The 15,380-nt window shown below is 69.3% G+C and carries 12 protein-coding genes and 2 pseudogenes; 5 read left to right on the top strand and 9 right to left on the bottom strand.

Annotated features, from left to right (window positions below):
• Window positions 1-6: 6 nt before the first annotated feature.
• Complete coding sequence (locus VFZ09_RS19185) at window positions 7-1,857, bottom strand: methyl-accepting chemotaxis protein (protein WP_329729052.1); 1,851 nt, start codon at window positions 1,855-1,857, stop codon at window positions 7-9.
• A gap of 271 nt (window positions 1,858-2,128) precedes the next feature.
• Here VFZ09_RS19185 and VFZ09_RS19180 point away from each other — a divergent pair, with 271 nt between their 5' ends.
• The 4 genes from VFZ09_RS19180 (at window position 2,129) to VFZ09_RS19165 (ending at window position 7,095) form a co-directional block, all read left to right on the top strand.
• Complete coding sequence (locus VFZ09_RS19180) at window positions 2,129-3,580, top strand: hypothetical protein (RefSeq protein ID WP_329729051.1); 1,452 nt, start codon at window positions 2,129-2,131, stop codon at window positions 3,578-3,580.
• Window positions 3,581-3,690: 110 nt separating this feature from the next.
• Window positions 3,691-5,805: an OPT family oligopeptide transporter gene (locus tag VFZ09_RS19175; protein WP_329729050.1), complete on the top strand. Its 2,115-nt coding sequence runs from the start codon at window positions 3,691-3,693 to the stop codon at window positions 5,803-5,805.
• A gap of 182 nt (window positions 5,806-5,987) precedes the next feature.
• Entirely contained in the window at window positions 5,988-6,458 is a 471-nt protein-coding gene (locus tag VFZ09_RS19170) for a response regulator (RefSeq protein WP_329729049.1), read from the top strand.
• Window positions 6,459-6,657: 199 nt separating this feature from the next.
• Complete coding sequence (locus tag VFZ09_RS19165) at window positions 6,658-7,095, top strand: citrate lyase holo-[acyl-carrier protein] synthase (protein WP_329729048.1); 438 nt, start codon at window positions 6,658-6,660, stop codon at window positions 7,093-7,095.
• 9 nt (window positions 7,096-7,104) lie between these two features.
• On the opposite strand, the gene VFZ09_RS19160 is transcribed toward VFZ09_RS19165, so the two are convergent.
• The 6 genes and pseudogenes from VFZ09_RS19160 to VFZ09_RS19135 form a co-directional block, all read right to left on the bottom strand.
• Complete coding sequence (locus tag VFZ09_RS19160) at window positions 7,105-8,277, bottom strand: pyridoxal phosphate-dependent aminotransferase (RefSeq protein ID WP_329729047.1); 1,173 nt, start codon at window positions 8,275-8,277, stop codon at window positions 7,105-7,107.
• Window positions 8,274-8,591: a hypothetical protein gene (locus tag VFZ09_RS19155; RefSeq protein WP_329729046.1), complete on the bottom strand. Its 318-nt coding sequence runs from the start codon at window positions 8,589-8,591 to the stop codon at window positions 8,274-8,276. Before VFZ09_RS19155 ends, VFZ09_RS19160 begins: the two co-directional genes overlap by 4 nt.
• 64 nt (window positions 8,592-8,655) lie before the next feature.
• Window positions 8,656-9,333 (bottom strand): annotated as a pseudogene (gene bioD, locus VFZ09_RS19150) (dethiobiotin synthase); the annotation flags it as partial.
• Between the two features lie 86 nt (window positions 9,334-9,419).
• The gene (gene bioF, locus VFZ09_RS19145; protein WP_329729077.1) at window positions 9,420-10,544 is read right to left on the bottom strand and encodes an 8-amino-7-oxononanoate synthase; all 1,125 of its coding nucleotides are present in this window, start codon (window positions 10,542-10,544) and stop codon (window positions 9,420-9,422) included.
• A 110-nt stretch (window positions 10,545-10,654) separates the two neighbouring features.
• Window positions 10,655-11,686 carry a biotin synthase BioB gene (bioB, locus tag VFZ09_RS19140; RefSeq protein ID WP_329729045.1) on the bottom strand — a complete coding sequence of 344 codons (1,032 nt, stop codon included), beginning with the start codon at window positions 11,684-11,686 and terminating at the stop codon, window positions 10,655-10,657.
• A gap of 159 nt (window positions 11,687-11,845) precedes the next feature.
• Window positions 11,846-12,112 carry a GlsB/YeaQ/YmgE family stress response membrane protein gene (locus VFZ09_RS19135; RefSeq protein WP_329729044.1) on the bottom strand — a complete coding sequence of 89 codons (267 nt, stop codon included), beginning with the start codon at window positions 12,110-12,112 and terminating at the stop codon, window positions 11,846-11,848.
• A 211-nt stretch (window positions 12,113-12,323) separates the two neighbouring features.
• Between VFZ09_RS19135 and radA the strand changes: the two genes are divergently transcribed.
• Entirely contained in the window at window positions 12,324-13,685 is a 1,362-nt protein-coding gene (gene radA, locus VFZ09_RS19130) for a DNA repair protein RadA (RefSeq protein WP_329729043.1), read from the top strand.
• 14 nt (window positions 13,686-13,699) lie between these two features.
• On the opposite strand, the gene VFZ09_RS19125 is transcribed toward radA, so the two are convergent.
• Both VFZ09_RS19125 and VFZ09_RS19120 read right to left on the bottom strand, forming a co-directional pair.
• Window positions 13,700-14,569, bottom strand: coding sequence for a hypothetical protein (locus VFZ09_RS19125; protein WP_329729042.1), 870 nt, complete (start codon window positions 14,567-14,569; stop codon window positions 13,700-13,702).
• Window positions 14,570-14,887: 318 nt separating this feature from the next.
• A pseudogene (locus VFZ09_RS19120) lies at window positions 14,888-15,380 on the bottom strand (hypothetical protein); the annotation flags it as partial.

Below are 15,380 nucleotides of genomic sequence, written 5' to 3'. Positions count from 1 at the left end.
CCCGGCTCAGGCCACCGACTCTCCACCGCCCGTGCCCGGAAGCGGCGGCGGGCCGGCGGAAGCGCGCTGCTTGCGGCTCTGCCAGTCGTACTCGCCCACGAAGGTGCTCACGCGCTCGGCCACCAGCCGCATCTGATCCGCGGCCTCGTCGCTGGTGCGCAGGCTCGACATCGTCTGGTCCATGATCTTCGTCAGATCATTCACCGCCTGGAAGATCTGCCCGATGCCCTGGTTCTGCTGCGTGACGGCGGCGGAGATCTGCCGCACGGAGCTCACGTTGTCGCGCACGATGCCGGACAGCTGCCGGATGTTGTCGCCGAAGGACTGCAGCTGCTGCACGCTGCCCTGCACCTTCACGGAGCCCCCCTCCGTCATGTCCGCCGTGACGCGGATGGCCTCGCTCAGGTCCTGCAGGATGTTCTGCACGCTGTGGGTGGCCTTGATGGACTGATCCGCCAGGCTGCGGATCTCCCGCGCCACCACGCTGAAGCCCTTGCCGTGCTCGCCCGAGCGCACGGCCTCGATGGCGGCGTTGAGCGCCAGCATGTTGGAGCGGTCCGCCAGGCTCTTCACCGTCGTGGTGATGTTGGCGATCTGCCGCGCCCGCTCGTCCAGGGAGCGGATGCTCTGCGCCATCTCCATCACCTGCTTCTGGATGTCGTGCATGCCCGAGAGGCTCTGCTCGAGCGCGGCCTCACCGGCGCGGCCGATCTGATCCGCGCGCTCGGCCTGCTGCAGCACGTCCTCCGCCTTCTGGGCGGCCACCATGGACGTCTGTTTGATCTCCTGGGCGGTGACCTGCGTCTCCTGGAGCGACGCGGCCTGGATGGAGAGCGCCTCGGTCTGATCCTTGTGCGAGTCGTTGAGCGCCTCCGCGGACCTGCCCAGCAGCGACGCCGAGTCACTCAGCGAGGAGGAGAACGTCCGCAGCCGCTCGAAGGCGGACGCGGTGGACATGGACAGGTCACCCACCTCGTCGGTGGCCACCCACTCCGGCAGCGAGGGCCGGCCCGAGGCGATCGACTCGATGGACTTCTGCACGGCCTCGGTGCCCTGGCTCTGGTGGCGCGCCAGCTCCCAGGCGCACCACGCCGCCGCGAAGATCATGAAGCCACCGACGCACACCACCGGCACCACGATGGTGCCCAGGATGTTGGCCACGTCCGTGCGCAGCTGGGCCAGCACCGCGGCGGGCACCAGCCGCATCAGGTTGGTGAACAGCTCACCGAAGCCGTACTGGGTCTTCTTGTAGACGATGATGCTCGTCACCGTCAGCGTGGCGAAGACGAAGAGGGCGAAGCAGTAGGGCAGGTACCAGCGCATCTTGGGCCAGGCCTGGCCGCTGTCCTCCACGCGCGCCTGCGGGTACTTGTGGAACTCCTCGAGGGCGTAGGGGCGCAGCAGCCGATCCAACCGCAGCGCCATGCGGATGCCCACCACCTTCGCCAGCACCATGAACGAGGCCACCGTCAGCGGCACGTCCCAGGCATCCAGCCCGTACAGCACCGTGGGCCAGCCCGCCCACAGGACGCAGGACACGCCGTAGCCCAGCCACATCCGGAGCTCGATGCGCCGGGGCGCCTTGAGGATGCGCTTCAGCCGCTCGCCGGGAATCTCGTCCACACGAGGCGTGAGCGCGTTCTTCAGCTCGAGCCAGATGAACAGCAGGGGCAGCATGGCCCCGAACACCGGCGTCAGCGTGCCGAAATTGACCCAGGTGACGAACCAGGCCCGGTCCGGAGGCAGACCCAGGGTCAACGTGATCATGTAGGCCACGGGACCCAGGGCAGTCAGCATCGCGATCTGCTGCTCCAGGAAGAACTTGAGAACCAGCCGCTTCAACTCAGCGTTGCTCATGGATGGGCGGCATCCTAGCACTGTTCGCCTGAAATGCCGTTTTCCGTCCGCGCTGCTCCGCACATACATGGCGTGAAGCCGCTCCCTCGGCAGGAGCAGGGCCATCCATCCCGTTGGATCGTGTTGACGCGACCCGTCGTGTTGGGGCGGCTCCTACCCTCTCCGCGCAGTTGGCACATACCGGGAGACCGTACCGGTTCTTTTCAGCTTCACCTATCCTCGCAAGCCCCCACAGCGAGCAGTCGATCAGCCCCCCTATCAGGAGGTGAGAGTGCGTCCCAACGAGCGAGGACCCGGACAGGCCATTGTCATTGGCGGCAGCATGGCGGGACTCTTGAGCGCGCGGGTGCTCTCCGGGCAGTTCGAGAAGGTCATCATCCTGGAGCGGGAGCGGCTGCCGGAAGGCCCGGAGGCCCGGAAGAACGCGCCGCAGGGGCGCCACATCCACGCCCTGCTGGAGGCCGGGCTGACGGTGCTGGACGGCCTCTTCCCCGGGCTGGTGCGGGAGCTGGTGCACGAGGGCGCGGATCTCGCAGATCTGGCCCGGGACGCCGCCTGGTTCCAGTCGGGCAGCTGGAAGGTGCGCTACGAGGGCGGTCCCCGGTCCGTGCTCGTCTCGCGGCCCTTCCTGGAGTGGAAGGTGCGCGCCCGCGTCACCTCGCTGCCCAACGTCGAGGTGTGGCAGGGCTATGGCGTGGAGGAACTGCTCACGGACGCCTCGCGCACGCGCGTCACCGGGGCGAAGGTGAAGGGCCCCGAGGGCGAGCAGCTGCTCGAGGGCGGGCTGGTGGTGGACACCAGCGGCCGGGGCTCGCGGGCCCCGCACTGGCTGGAGGCGCTGGGCTACGGCCGCCCGGAAGAGGAGCAGGTGGGCATCGACCTGGGCTACACGAGCCGGCTCTACGAGCGCCCCGCGAACTTCGAGGAGTGGAAGATCCTGGTCATCAACGGCCGCGCCCCCGAGGCGAAGCGCTCGGGCTTCATCTCCAACGTGGAGGGCGGACGGTGGATCGTCAGTCTCAACGGGTACTTCGGGGACCACGCGCCCACGGATGACGCGGGCTTCCTGGAGTTCGCCCGGAACCTGCCCGCGCCCCACCTCTACGAGTACATCCGCGACGCGAAGCCGCTGAGCGCGCCCGTCTCGTACAAGATTCCGACGAGCCGCTGGATGCACTACGAGAAGATGGCGCGCTTCCCGGAGGGCTTCGTGCTCCTGGGTGACACCGTCTGCGCCCTCAACCCCGTCTTCGGGCAGGGCATGACGGTGGCGTGCCTGGGGGCGAAGCTGCTCGGGGAGAAGGTGGCCCGGGCGCGCGCCTCGCCGGGGGGCCTGTACGCGGGGCTGGCGCGGAGCTTCCAGAAGGAGCTGAGCAGGATCGTCGGCCTGTGCTGGTTCCTCACCACCACCATGGACCTGGCCCACCCGGAGGCCCGGGGCAGGCGGCCCTTCGGGCTGAAGGCCGTGCAGTGGTCCGTCCAGAACATGATCGACCTGACCTCGCTGGACGCGAAGGCCTGCCACGCCTTCTACGAGGTGCTGCACATGCGCAAGGGGATGGAGGGGCTGCTGCAGCCGGGCTTCGTCGCGGCGCTGACGGCCTACAACCTCAAGAGCCTGTTCGTCCCGCGGGAGCAGCGGGCCAACCTCACCACCCTGCCCCCCCCGCCCGGGCGGAGGACGCCCCCGGCGGCTCCGGGCGCGCGGGACATCGCCGCATAGCGTCACGCCCGCCTGCCTGGGCTCCGGCTCCCAGCGGTCATTTGGAGGACCGGGGAGGGAGTTGTAGAACTCCACCCCCGACACGGTCGTCCCCCTTCTGGGAGCCCCCATTGAAGCCTGAAGCAGCCAAGTCCGAGGCGGTTCGGAGCGTCGCCGTCGCGGCCGCCTCCGCCGCCCCCGAAGCCGTCAAGACAGCGGAGTTCCAGCCCTACATCCCCGCGGACCGGAGCGACGTCGCCGAGTTCACGCCCAAGGCCATCGGCATCGGCGTGCTCTTCGGCGTCATCTTCGGCGCCGCCACGGTGTACCTGGCCCTGAAGGCGGGCCTGACGGTCTCCGCCTCCATCCCCATCGCGGTGCTCGCCATCTCCCTGCTCAAGAAGCTGGGAGGCTCGACGATCCTCGAGAACAACGTGGTGCAGACCATCGGCTCGGCCGGTGAGTCCATCGCCGCGGGCGTGGTGTTCACCCTGCCCGGCTTCCTCTTCCTGAGCACCGACAGCCAGGGCTCCAGCTTCTTCGAGTACTGGACCATCTTCACGCTGGCGCTGCTGGGCGGCGTGCTGGGCACGCTGATGATGGTGCCGCTGCGCCGCTCGCTCATCGTGAAGGAGCACGGCAACCTGCCCTACCCCGAGGGCACGGCGTGCGCCTCGGTGCTCATCGCCGGTGAGAAGGGCGGAGACCTGGCGAAGATCGCCTTCCAGGGCGTGGGCTTCGCCTTCGTGTACGCGCTGCTGCAGAAGATCGTGAAGCTCATCGCCGAGACCCCGGCGCTGGTGACGAAGCAGGCCAACAAGTACTTCCCGTCCGCCACGCTGAATGGCGACATCACCCCCGAGTACCTGGGCGTGGGCTACATCGTCGGCCCGAAGATCGCCGGCGTGCTGGTGGCCGGTGGCGTGCTGGCGTGGCTGGGCATCATCCCGCTGCTGGCCTCGGTGGTTCCGCCGGACACCATCGCGGAGCAGCTGGTGAAGCTGGGCTACCTGACGAGCCTCACCACGGCGGGCGGCCCCGGCGGGTGGGATCCGGCGACGCACGGCTTCGCCAACACGGCCACGGCCATCTACCGCGCGTACGTGCGGCAGATCGGCGCGGGCGCGGTGGCCGCGGGCGGCTTCATCACGCTGCTCAAGACGCTGCCCACCATCGTGGCGGCCTTCAAGGAGAGCATCGCCTCCTTCAAGGAGGGCGCCGCGGGCGCCGCGCAGAAGCGCACCGAGCGCGACCTGCCCATCACCTTCGTGCTCTTCGGCAGCGTGGGCCTCATCCTGACGATGGCCGCCCTGCCCTTCCTGCCGGGCAGCGTGTTCGGCCGGCTGCTGCTGGGCATCCTCATCGTGGTGTTCGGCTTCTTCTTCGTGACGGTGGCCTCGCGCATCGTCGGCATCATCGGCTCGTCGTCCAACCCCATCTCCGGCATGACGATCGCCACGCTGATGGCCACCTGCCTCATCTTCATCGGCATCGGCTGGACGGGTGACATGTACCAGCCCATGGCGCTGTGCGTGGGCGGCATGGTGTGCATCGCCGCGGCCAACGCGGGTGCCACCTCGCAGGACCTGAAGACGGGCTACCTGGTGGGCGCCACCCCGCGGGCGCAGCAGATCGGCCTCATGATTGGCGCGGTGGCCGCGGCCATCGTCATCGGCCTCACCATGAAGCTGCTGGACACCCCCACCGAGGCGCTGCGGGCCCAGGGCGTGCAGCACATGATCGGCACGGACGCCTTCCCCGCCCCGCAGGGCACGCTGATGGCCACCCTCATCAAGGGCCTGCTGTCCTTCAACCTCGACTGGCAGTTCGTGCTGGTGGGCGTGGCCCTGTCGGTGACGATGGAGCTGTGCGGCGTGAAGTCGCTGTCCTTCGCCGTGGGCGCCTACCTGCCCCTGTCCACCACCGCTCCCATCTTCGTGGGCGGCGCCATCAAGGGCCTGTCCGACTACATGGCCAGGCGCAAGGGCGAGCACGTGGAGGAGTCCGAGCTCGGGCCCGGCAACCTCTTCTCCACGGGCCTGGTGGCCGGTGGCGCCCTGGCCGGCGTCGTCGTCGCCATCCTCTCGGTGAACGAGGGCGTCAACGCCGCCATCTCCAAGCTGTCCGTGGAGCAGGCCCTGCACCACTCCGTGGGCGCGGCCGGCTATGACCTGATCGGCGTCATCGCCTTCGCCCTCATGGGCTTCGTGCTCTACCGCATCTCGCGCAAGCCCACGCAGGCATAGCCACCCCACCCCCGTCTTCAGCCCCGAGCGCCCGGTGGGAGTCTTCCCCACCGGGCGCTTTGCTTTGGTTGACGGGAATAGGACTCCAACTTAGCTGTAGAATTTCAGCTGGACTTCAGCTAAAACTCCGAAGGCAGGAGAGTCCCGAGGAACAGCCCGGAATCCTCGGAGGAGAGAGTCCCATGTATGAGCTCAGCCAGCGTGTCGTTCTGCTCGTCGAGGACAATGCCGATGACGAGCTGATGACCCTCCGGGCGTTCCGCAAGAGCGGCCTGCACAACCCGGTGGTGGTGGTGCGGGACGGCGCCGAGGCGCTCGACTACCTCTTCATGCAGGGCCGGCACGAGAACCGGGATCCCTCCATCCGGCCGCAGGTGGTGCTGTTGGATCTGCACCTGCCGCGCATCGATGGGCTGGAGGTGCTGCGGCGCATCCGCGCCAACGAGCAGACGCGCGCGCTGCCGGTGGTGGTGCTCACCTCCTCCAAGGAGGAGCGCGACCTGGTGGAGAGCTACGAGCTGGGGGTGAACAGCTTCGTGCACAAGCCGGTGGACGTCACCGCCTTCTTCGAGGCGGTGCGGCAGCTGGGCATGTACTGGCTGGTGCTCAACGAGCTGCCGTCCGCGGCCGCCGCGCCCCGGAAGACGGCCTGAGGGCCTGTCCACTGCCGTACGCTGCCTTCCCCGGAGGGCAGGACTTTGCTGGCTGGAGAACGCTCGCCTCCCTGTTTGCATGAAGAAGGAGGGAGCCGTCCTTATCTCCCGTCAGGCGCATCACGAAGCAGCGTCAGGCGTCTCCATTAAATGGATGGAGACATGGGCCCACTTCCGGGCCTCTGGGGAGGAGCCCACGATGAGCACAGCCCTGGTGAATCGAGCGTCGGTGCGCGCCGAGGAGGCACGTGTGCTGGAAGCACGGGAGCAGCGTTCCAAGGTGCGTCAGGAGCTCGCCCGGAACATGTCCGGCCGCTCCATCATCGAGCTGGCCCTGGACGTGCCCCGGGGCACCGCGTCCAACGAGGACTGCCAGCACCTCTTCCTCGCCGGGCTGCAGCGGCTGGAGCAGGAGCTGGGCACGTCGCCCGCGGAGATGCTCGAGGACGCGGCGGGCTACTACGGCCTCTTCGTCACGCAGCTGCCCGCCCTGCTGGCGCGCCGCCGGGCCACCCGCATCGAGGGGGAGGCCGCGTGGGACCGGCAGCTGGGCATCGAGTGCTACGGCCTCGCCGGAAGCCTGGGGACCACGGGCAAGGTGCCGCGCGAGGCGGTGGGCGGCACGGCCTCCCGGTAGGGGAGGCCGCTATCCGCTCGTGGCCAGCACGCGCACGAGCGGCTCCATCGCGGCGGAGAAGACCTCCGGTGCCGGCAGCAGGGACAGCACCAGGAAGGCCCCGCCGGTGAAGTCGTAGAAGTAGCCCGGCTGCACCCCCACGCCCGCGTCGAGCAGGGCCAGGCAGGTGGCCTCCTCCCCGGGCTCCAGCGGAATGCGCAACACGGTGCTCCATCCCCCCTGAGCGGGCAGGACGTCCCAGCGGGCATCCCCCGGGCGGGCCTGGAGCAGCCGGCGCCGGTTCTCCTTCACCCGGGCCAGCAGCGCCTGTTGGAAGCGCGGTGCGTGCGCCAGCAGCCCCGGCAGGGCGAGCTGCACGGGCGTGTTCACCGGCAGGTACGTGTCCGCCACCAGCTCCAGGCGGGCCAGGGCCTCCTCGCGGAGGGCAGCGGGCCCGCCCACGTGCGTCCAGCCCAGCTTGAGGCCGGGCAGCCCCGCCACCTTGGACAGGCCGGAGAGGGAGAAGGTGAGCATGGGCAGCTCGCGCCCGGCCACGGTGGGCACCCGGCCTGGCGCCTCGTCCCAGGCGAAGTCGGAGAACACCTCGTCCGAAATGAGCGCCAGCCCGGCCTCCGCGCACAGCCGCCCCAGGGCCTCCAGCTCGCCCTCGTGGAGATAGTGGCCGGTGGGGTTGCCGGGGTTCACCACGAGCACGGCGCGGGTGCGGGCGTCCCTCGCGGCGGCCACCTCCTCCACGTCCAGGCCGAAGCCGTGGGCGCGCGGCAGGCGGTAGGTGCGCGCCTCCACGCCCTCCAGACGCGTGAGGTACTCGAAGAGGGGGTAGCTGGGCGCGGGGACGAGCACGTTGTCCCCGGGCTCGCACAGCAGCTTGAAGAGCCAGCCGTAGGACTCGCTCGTGCTCGCCGAGAGGACGAGGTGCGCGGGGGAGACGGGGGCGCCACGGGAGGCCAGGTGCGCGGCCACGGCCTCGCGGGCCGGGAGGAGCCCCAGGGGCTCGGGCGCGTAGCCGAGGGCCCCGGGAGTGGCCAGCAGGGCCGGCTCGGGCGCGGGCAGGCCCACGCGGGTGGGGTTGGTCTCGGTGAGATCCAACAGGGGGAGCCCGCGTTGGCGGCGCTCGTCGAGCGCCCGGGCCAGGGGGATCCAGGTGCGGGGGAAGCCGGTGCGGGAGGAGAAGCCGCTCACAGCCCCGTCTGCAACATGGCGGAGGCGACGAGGCGGATCAGCTCGCGGCGGATCTCCTTGCGGCAGTGCTCGACGGCCTTCGGGTGGGGCGCGGCCAGCCCGTCAGCGCGGGAGCGGATGGCGGTCCGGACCACGAGATCGACCTTGGCGGGCTCGATGTGGAAGAGCCGCTGACCATCCTTCTGGAGGAAGTAGGAGATACCGCGCGCATCGAGCAACTTGGAGAGGTAGCGCCTGGCATCGGCGAGGAGCGAGAGGTCGATGATGTCCGCCATTCGCGTGGCGTTCTCGCGCAGATCGAAACATGCGTCCATTTCACGGCCGTGCAACACGAAAACTTGCACTCGCGCGCGCCTTTGGATCGCCGCGGAGGCCGATTTATCGGCCTCGCGCGCGTTCGGGCACGAGTGGAGCGAGCGCCTTGCGGAAGGCCGCGTGGCGGCGGCGTGGATCCTCCAGGTAGGGAACTGGACCGAGGACCTGGATGTGATGGCGCTCGGCGATGAGGGAGGGGTTGTCGCGCTCGGAGGGGTCGCGGGAGGGAGAGCTCCGGGAGAGGAGCACGGCCGCGACAGGGATGTTGCGCGCGGCGAGGGCCTCGAGGGACAGGGCGGTGTGGTTGAGCGTACCCAGGCCGGCGCGGGCGACGAGCAGGACGGGGAGCCCGAGGAGGGAGATGAGGTCGATGACGTCGTGGGAGGAGTCGAGGGGGACGAAGAGGCCACCGGCGCCCTCGACGACGACGGAGCCGTGGCGGATGCGCTCCCAGGCGGCGAGGGTGGTGTTCCAATCCGGCTCACGGCCGAGGCGGCGCGCGGCGACGCCTGGGGCGAGGGGCGCGCGGAAGCGGTGGGGGCAGACGATGTCGAGGGGCAGGTCGCTCCGGGCGGCCTCGCGCAGGGAGAGCGCGTCGGAGGGAGCGGAGAGGGAGGCACACCCGCTCTCATAGGGCTTGAAGCCCTGGGGAGAGAGCCCGGCATCGGCGAGCAGGGAGAGCAGAGCGCGTGAAGCCTGCGTCTTCCCCACCCCGGTATCCGTGCCCGTGACGAAGAACCGCGGCCATTGCCCCTCTCCCTTCGGGAGAGGGACGGGGTGAGGGTATCGAGAACCTCGAGTTGCCACACGACCTCCCACTTGGAGATTCAGAGTCGCAGCGAGCGCAGCCCTTCCAGGGCGAGGTCCAGATGGCCCTCGGTATGGGCGGCGGAGAGACAGAAGCGAAGCCGGCTGGTGCCCACGGGGACGGTGGGAGGGCGGATGGCCTTCACCAGCAGGCCCTTGGAGCGCAGCGCGCGAGCCGCGGCGACGGCGGCCTCGGGCTCGCCCACGATGACGGGGAAGATGGCACTGCGGGGCTCGGCGGCGAAGCCGAGCGAGCGCAGGCCCTGGGAGAAGCGGCGGATGTTGCGCCACAGGCGGGCGCGCAGGGCGTCATCGTGCTCGACGATGTCCACGGCGGCCCCGGCGGCGGCGCACAGGGCGGCGGGCAGGGCCGTGGAGAAGACGAGGGGCCGGGCGCGGTTGAGGACGAGCTCCACCACGGGGCGGGAGGCGCAGATGTACGCGCCCAGCACGCCGAGGGACTTGCTCAAGGTGCCCATGCGCACGTCGACGGCGCTCTCGAGCCCCAGCTCCTCGCACAGCCCGGCGCCGCGGGAGCCGAGCACGCCGGTGGCATGAGCCTCGTCCACGAGGAGCGCGGCGCCGTGGGCGCGGCAGACGCCGACGAGCTCCCGCAGGGGCGCATGGTCCCCGTCCATGGAGAACACGGTGTCGGTGACGACGAGGCGCCTTCGTGCGGGAGTGGAGGCGAGGGCGCGGTCGAGCACCTCGACGTCGGCATGCGGGTAGACGACGGTGCGGGCGCGCGAGAGGCGGCAGCCGTCGATGAGGGAGGCGTGGTTGAGGGCGTCGGAGAAGACGGCGTCCTCGGGGCCGAGGAGGGCCTGCAGGGTGCCGACGTTGGCGGCATAGCCCGAGTTGAAGAGAAGGGCGGCCTCGGCGTGCTCGAAGGCGGCGAGCCGGGCCTCCAGCCGCTGGTGGGCGGTAGTGTCGCCGACGACGAGCCGGCTGGCGCCGGAGCCCACCCCATGGACCTCCAAGGCGGCCATGGCGGCGGCGCGCACGGAGGGCGAGGCGGCGAGGCCCAGGTAGTCATTGGAGGAGAAGTTGACGAGCGTCTCCCCGCCGACGCGGACGAGGGGGCCCTGGGGGGAGTCGAGCGGCTCGAGGAACCGCTTCAGCCCGCGGGAGGACAGGGAGTCCATGTCCGCCCGGGCCCAGCCCGTGACCACCGCGGCCCCATTGCCCACGGGGGCAACACTCCCCTCTCCCTCCGGGAGAGGGACGGGGTGAGGGTATCGCGAATCCCGGGTCATTACCGCGCCGTATCCGGCTCCAGGGGGCGGATGCCGGCCTTCTCGAGGAGGGCCATGTCCTGGGTGTACTCGGGGTTGCCGGTGGTGAGGAGCTTCTCGCCGAAGAAGAGCGAGTTGGCGCCGGCGAGCATGCACAGCAGCTGGGCCTCCTCGTTCATCTGCATGCGGCCGGCGGACAGGCGCACCATGGCCAGGGGCATGAGGATGCGGGCGGTGGCGATGGTGCGGACCATCTCCACGGTCTGCACGGGCTTCTGGTCCTGCAGCGGCGTGCCCTTCACGGCGACGAGCGCGTTGATGGGAACGGACTCGGGGTGGACCTCCTGGTTGGCGAGCGTGAGGAGGAGCTTGCAGCGGTCATCCAGGGACTCACCCAGGCCGATGATGCCGCCGGAGCACACGGAGATGCCGGCCTGGCGCACGCGCTCGAGGGTTTCGAGCCGGTCCTGGTAGGTGCGGGTGGAGATGATGTCGCCGTACTTCTCCTCGGAGGTGTCGAGGTTGTGGTTGTAGGCGGAGAGGCCGGCGTCCTTGAGACGCTTCGCCTGGCTCTCGGTGAGCATGCCGAGCGTGGCACAGGCCTCCATGCCGAGCGCCTTCACGCCGCGAACCATCTCCAGGACGTTGTCGAACTGGGGCCCGTCCTTCACCTCGCGCCAGGCGGCGCCCATGCAGAAGCGGGTGGCGCCGGCCGAGCGGGCCTTGGAGGCGGCATCCAGCACGGAGGGCACGGACATGAGCTTCTCGGCCTGCAGGCCGGTGTCCTTGTGGTAGCGCGCGGCCTGGGGGCAGTAGCCGCAGTCCTCGGGGCAGCCGCCCGTCTTGATGGACAGCAGCGAGCACAGCTGCACCTTGTTGTCCTGGAAGACGGCGCGGTGGACGCTCTGCGCCTTGTGGATGAGCTCGAGCAGGGGGAGCTCGTAGAGGGCGCGCACCTCGGGGAGCGTCCAGTCGTGGCGGACGACGACACCCGGAGGCGGAGCGGCGAAGTGGGCGTGACCGTGGAAATCGTGGGCGGCGGAGTCGGACATGGGCTCCTCGGGGGGTGTGGAGCGCGCACGGTGCGTGGACGGACCGCCCTTGTCAACCACGCAGCGCGCCCGGGTTGACGACCCCGATCCACCCCCCGAGGGAGGGACCCGGCGGAGGAGGCACGACGGGCGTGCCCCTCCCCTACCGGGTCCCCGACATCAGGCGTGGATGCGACGGCCCCGGCCCGCCATGCTCACCACGAGTAGCACCACGATGGAGCCGATGATCGACATGATGAGACCCGTGGCATGCAGGTCCGTCACGGCCCGGTGCGTGAAGAGCGAGCCGATGAAGCCACCCACGAACGAGCCCACGACGCCCAGCACCATCGTCATGACCAGACCCATGGACTGACGGCCCGGAACGAGAGCACGCGCGATCAGACCCGCCACCAGACCCACCACCAGCAACCAGAGGATGCCCATCTTCGTTCTCCCTTTCATGGGGTACCGCGACGTGCGGCCCCGATTGGGAAGAAACGTGGTGAGCCCAGCCCCGAGGCACAACTTGACGGGGAGGCCCGGGAGAGACCCCCATGCCCGGCCGCTCGCTCGCCGGACGGCCCCCGGGGAGGGGCGGGCAGGCGTGAGGGAAAGCGAGGGAAACGTGGGTGCCCTGGGATAGACAAGGGGTTCCATGGCGAAGGCAAAGACGCACTACACGTGTCAGGCGTGCGGGTACCAGTCGGCGAAGTGGTTGGGGAAGTGTCCCGACTGCGGCGCGTGGAGCTCGCTGGTGGAGGAGACCGAGGCGAAGGTGGACGAGAAGCGCCCGGCGTGGGGCGCCTCGGGAGGGGCGTCCAAGCCGGTGCGGCTGCGCGAGGTGAGCGGCGAGCAGGAGGAGCGCCGGCGCACGGGCATCGCCGAGTTCGACCGGGTGCTGGGAGGCGGAGTGGTGGACGGCTCGCTGGTGCTGCTGGGAGGAGACCCGGGCATCGGCAAGTCCACGCTGCTCTTGGCGGCACTGGACAAGCTGGGGCGGTGGGGCCCGGTGCTGTACGTATCGGGCGAGGAGTCGCTGCGGCAGACGAAGATGAGGGCCGAGCGGCTGCGGGTGGAGAGCGAGGACATCCACCTCTTCGCGGAGACGGACGCGGACCGGGTGCTGGCGGTGGCCGAGGGCCTCAAGCCACGGGCGCTGGTGGTGGACTCCATCCAGACGATGTACCTGCCGGAGCTGGGCAGCGCGCCGGGGAGCATCTCGCAGGTGCGAGAGGTGGCGGGGCGCTTCATGGCGTTCGCCAAGCGCAGCGGGGTGCCGACGTTCCTGGTGGGGCACGTGACGAAGGAGGGCTCCATCGCGGGCCCGCGCGTGCTGGAGCACATGGTGGACACCGTCCTCTACTTCGAGGGCGAGCGGGGCCATCCGTTCCGGATTCTTCGGGCGCACAAGAACCGCTTCGGCTCGACGAACGAGATTGGCGTCTTCGAGATGAAGGGAGCGGGGCTGGTGGAGGTGCCGGACCCGTCGGCGCTGTTCCTGGCCGAGCGGCCGGCGGGCAAGGCGGGCAGCGTGGTGACGTGCACGCTGAACGGGACGAGGCCGCTGCTGGTGGAGGTGCAGGCGCTGGTGGCGCCCACGGGCTACGGCACGGCGCGGCGCACGGCGATTGGCGTGGACGGTAACCGCGTGGCGCTGCTGGCGGCGGTGCTGGAGAAGAAGGAGGACATCCCGCTGGTGGGGTGTGATCTCTTCGTGAACGTGGCGGGAGGCATGCAGCTGTCGGAGCCGGCGTGCGACCTGGCGGTGTGCGCGGCGCTGGTGAGCAGCCTGCAGAACCGGCCGCTGGAGGCGCACACGCTGGTGCTGGGCGAGGTGGGCCTGGCGGGAGAGGTGCGCGCGGTGGGCCAGGTGGAGCCGAGGCTGGCGGAGGCGGCGAAGATGGGCTTCCAGCGGGCCATCATCCCCAAGGGGAGCGCGAGGCGGCTGGAGGGCACGAAGCTGGAGGTGGTGGGAGTCGAGACGCTCTCCGAGGCGCTGGGAGCGATGTTCGACTGAGGGGGGGGGGCCGTTCAGCGAGGAAGGGACATGCCCGCGGCAGCAGGTACCCGGGCCGGAGGCGCAGGGGGTGGGGGACGCGCCGGGAAGGGGATGACCTGTCCACCTCCTTGGGTCGGCGGCTGCTGGGCTCCCGAGCCCATCTGGCCTTGAATCGCACCCCACAGGACCGTCGTCGCGATTCCACCGATGAGGTCGATCACCATCCCCACGGTCCCGCTGACGGTGGCGAGTTTCTCACGCCGGCTGATCATCCCTTCCACGGCCTTTTCCACCCACCCGCCATACTGCCGCAACTCCTCCACCGTGAGGTCCACCCACTGCGCGTCCCTGTATGCAGCCACTTCCGAATCAAAGGGCTTCTGACTGCGCGTCCACCGGTACTGCACCACCCCCGGCTCGGAGGTCTTCCACTCCAGCCGCCAGATGTATTGCCCTGCCGCGAAGCGAATCAGGATTTCGCCGTGGAAATCCGTGCCCCCAGTGAAGCGTTCGCCGACCAGGATGGTCCGGTTCAGTGCAGCCAGGTACTTCCGTGCCTCCTCGCGGCCTTCGCTGAGGGCCTGCTCATGCCAGGGTTTGATCTCGAAGAGCACCAGGCGGGAGACATCGGCAATATCCGGGCATATCAAGACCTCGTCCGGAAGCAGGAGGGATTCATCTCCAATCCTTGCATCACGAATGATGGATTTGAGTGATTTATTATTATAGTACGTTACGCTATCTGGATAACTGACACCATACCGGAAAGCAATCAGCCGGTGTGAGGCATTGCCCATGAAGAACTCCCAGGGCATCTGCGAATCCAGCTTCCGGCCGGGTACATTGTAGCCCTGAAACACAGGGCCAGGAGACTGCCCACCCGCCGCTGGGACGTCGCTCATGGCCAGCAGCACTCCCTGCCGAGGAGTGCCAGTTCGCGGCGTCTCAAAACCTGGGCTCTCCGAGTTCCAGGCAGAGGAACTCCGCCCTCCGGAGGCTGTCACACAGCCGGCGAGCACCGAGACGAGAATCACAGCAATGCACCATGCGAACTGAGACCTGGGTGGACAGCAAGTGGTGGCACTCACGTGTAACTCCCGATCCGCTCGTGCGAGAAGTCACGAAGCCGGGAAGAAGTAGAAACGGAGAGCGACGAGTAACTCCAGGCCCTCGGCAGTCAGGTCACCCAGCGCCCCCCTCCTACCGGCACACCTCGATTCCTAATGCTTCTCGAGTTCGCGCTCCCAGATGGTCAACAGCCAGATGAGGTCCCCTGGACGTGCGCCAGAGACCCGGTCGAAGGACCATGAGTCGAGTGTAGCGAGGCGCTCACGTTGGAAGTCAGGGTCGGCCACCACTCTGTAGTGCTTCAACTTCCCGGCATGCGCCAAGGCTCGCGGCATCCCCCGGAAGATGGCCTCGATACAGTCCTCCCGCGTCGCCCGCGCCATGCGCTCCGCCGCCAGGGCCAGGCGCTCGCGCACTGAGGCGTCCTCCTCAGGGCACCACGCATCCATGGCCCAATCACAGGAGGCCACCATCACCTCCTCCAGCGTTTGCGCCGTCCCCAGCTTCTTGAAGAGGTAGCGCGCGGAATCGAGCGGCTCCCAGAAGCGCAGCACCGCCTGCAGACGCTTCGCCGTACGCTGCGCACTCACCGGGCCCATCTGCGCGAGAGCGAAATGGAGCGCGCCCCAGGCCGTCTCCAGACAG

It is taken from the genome of Archangium sp. (assembly GCF_036277355.1).
Lineage (GTDB): Bacteria > Myxococcota > Myxococcia > Myxococcales > Myxococcaceae > Archangium.
This window is presented reverse-complemented; position numbering and strand designations above follow the sequence as displayed.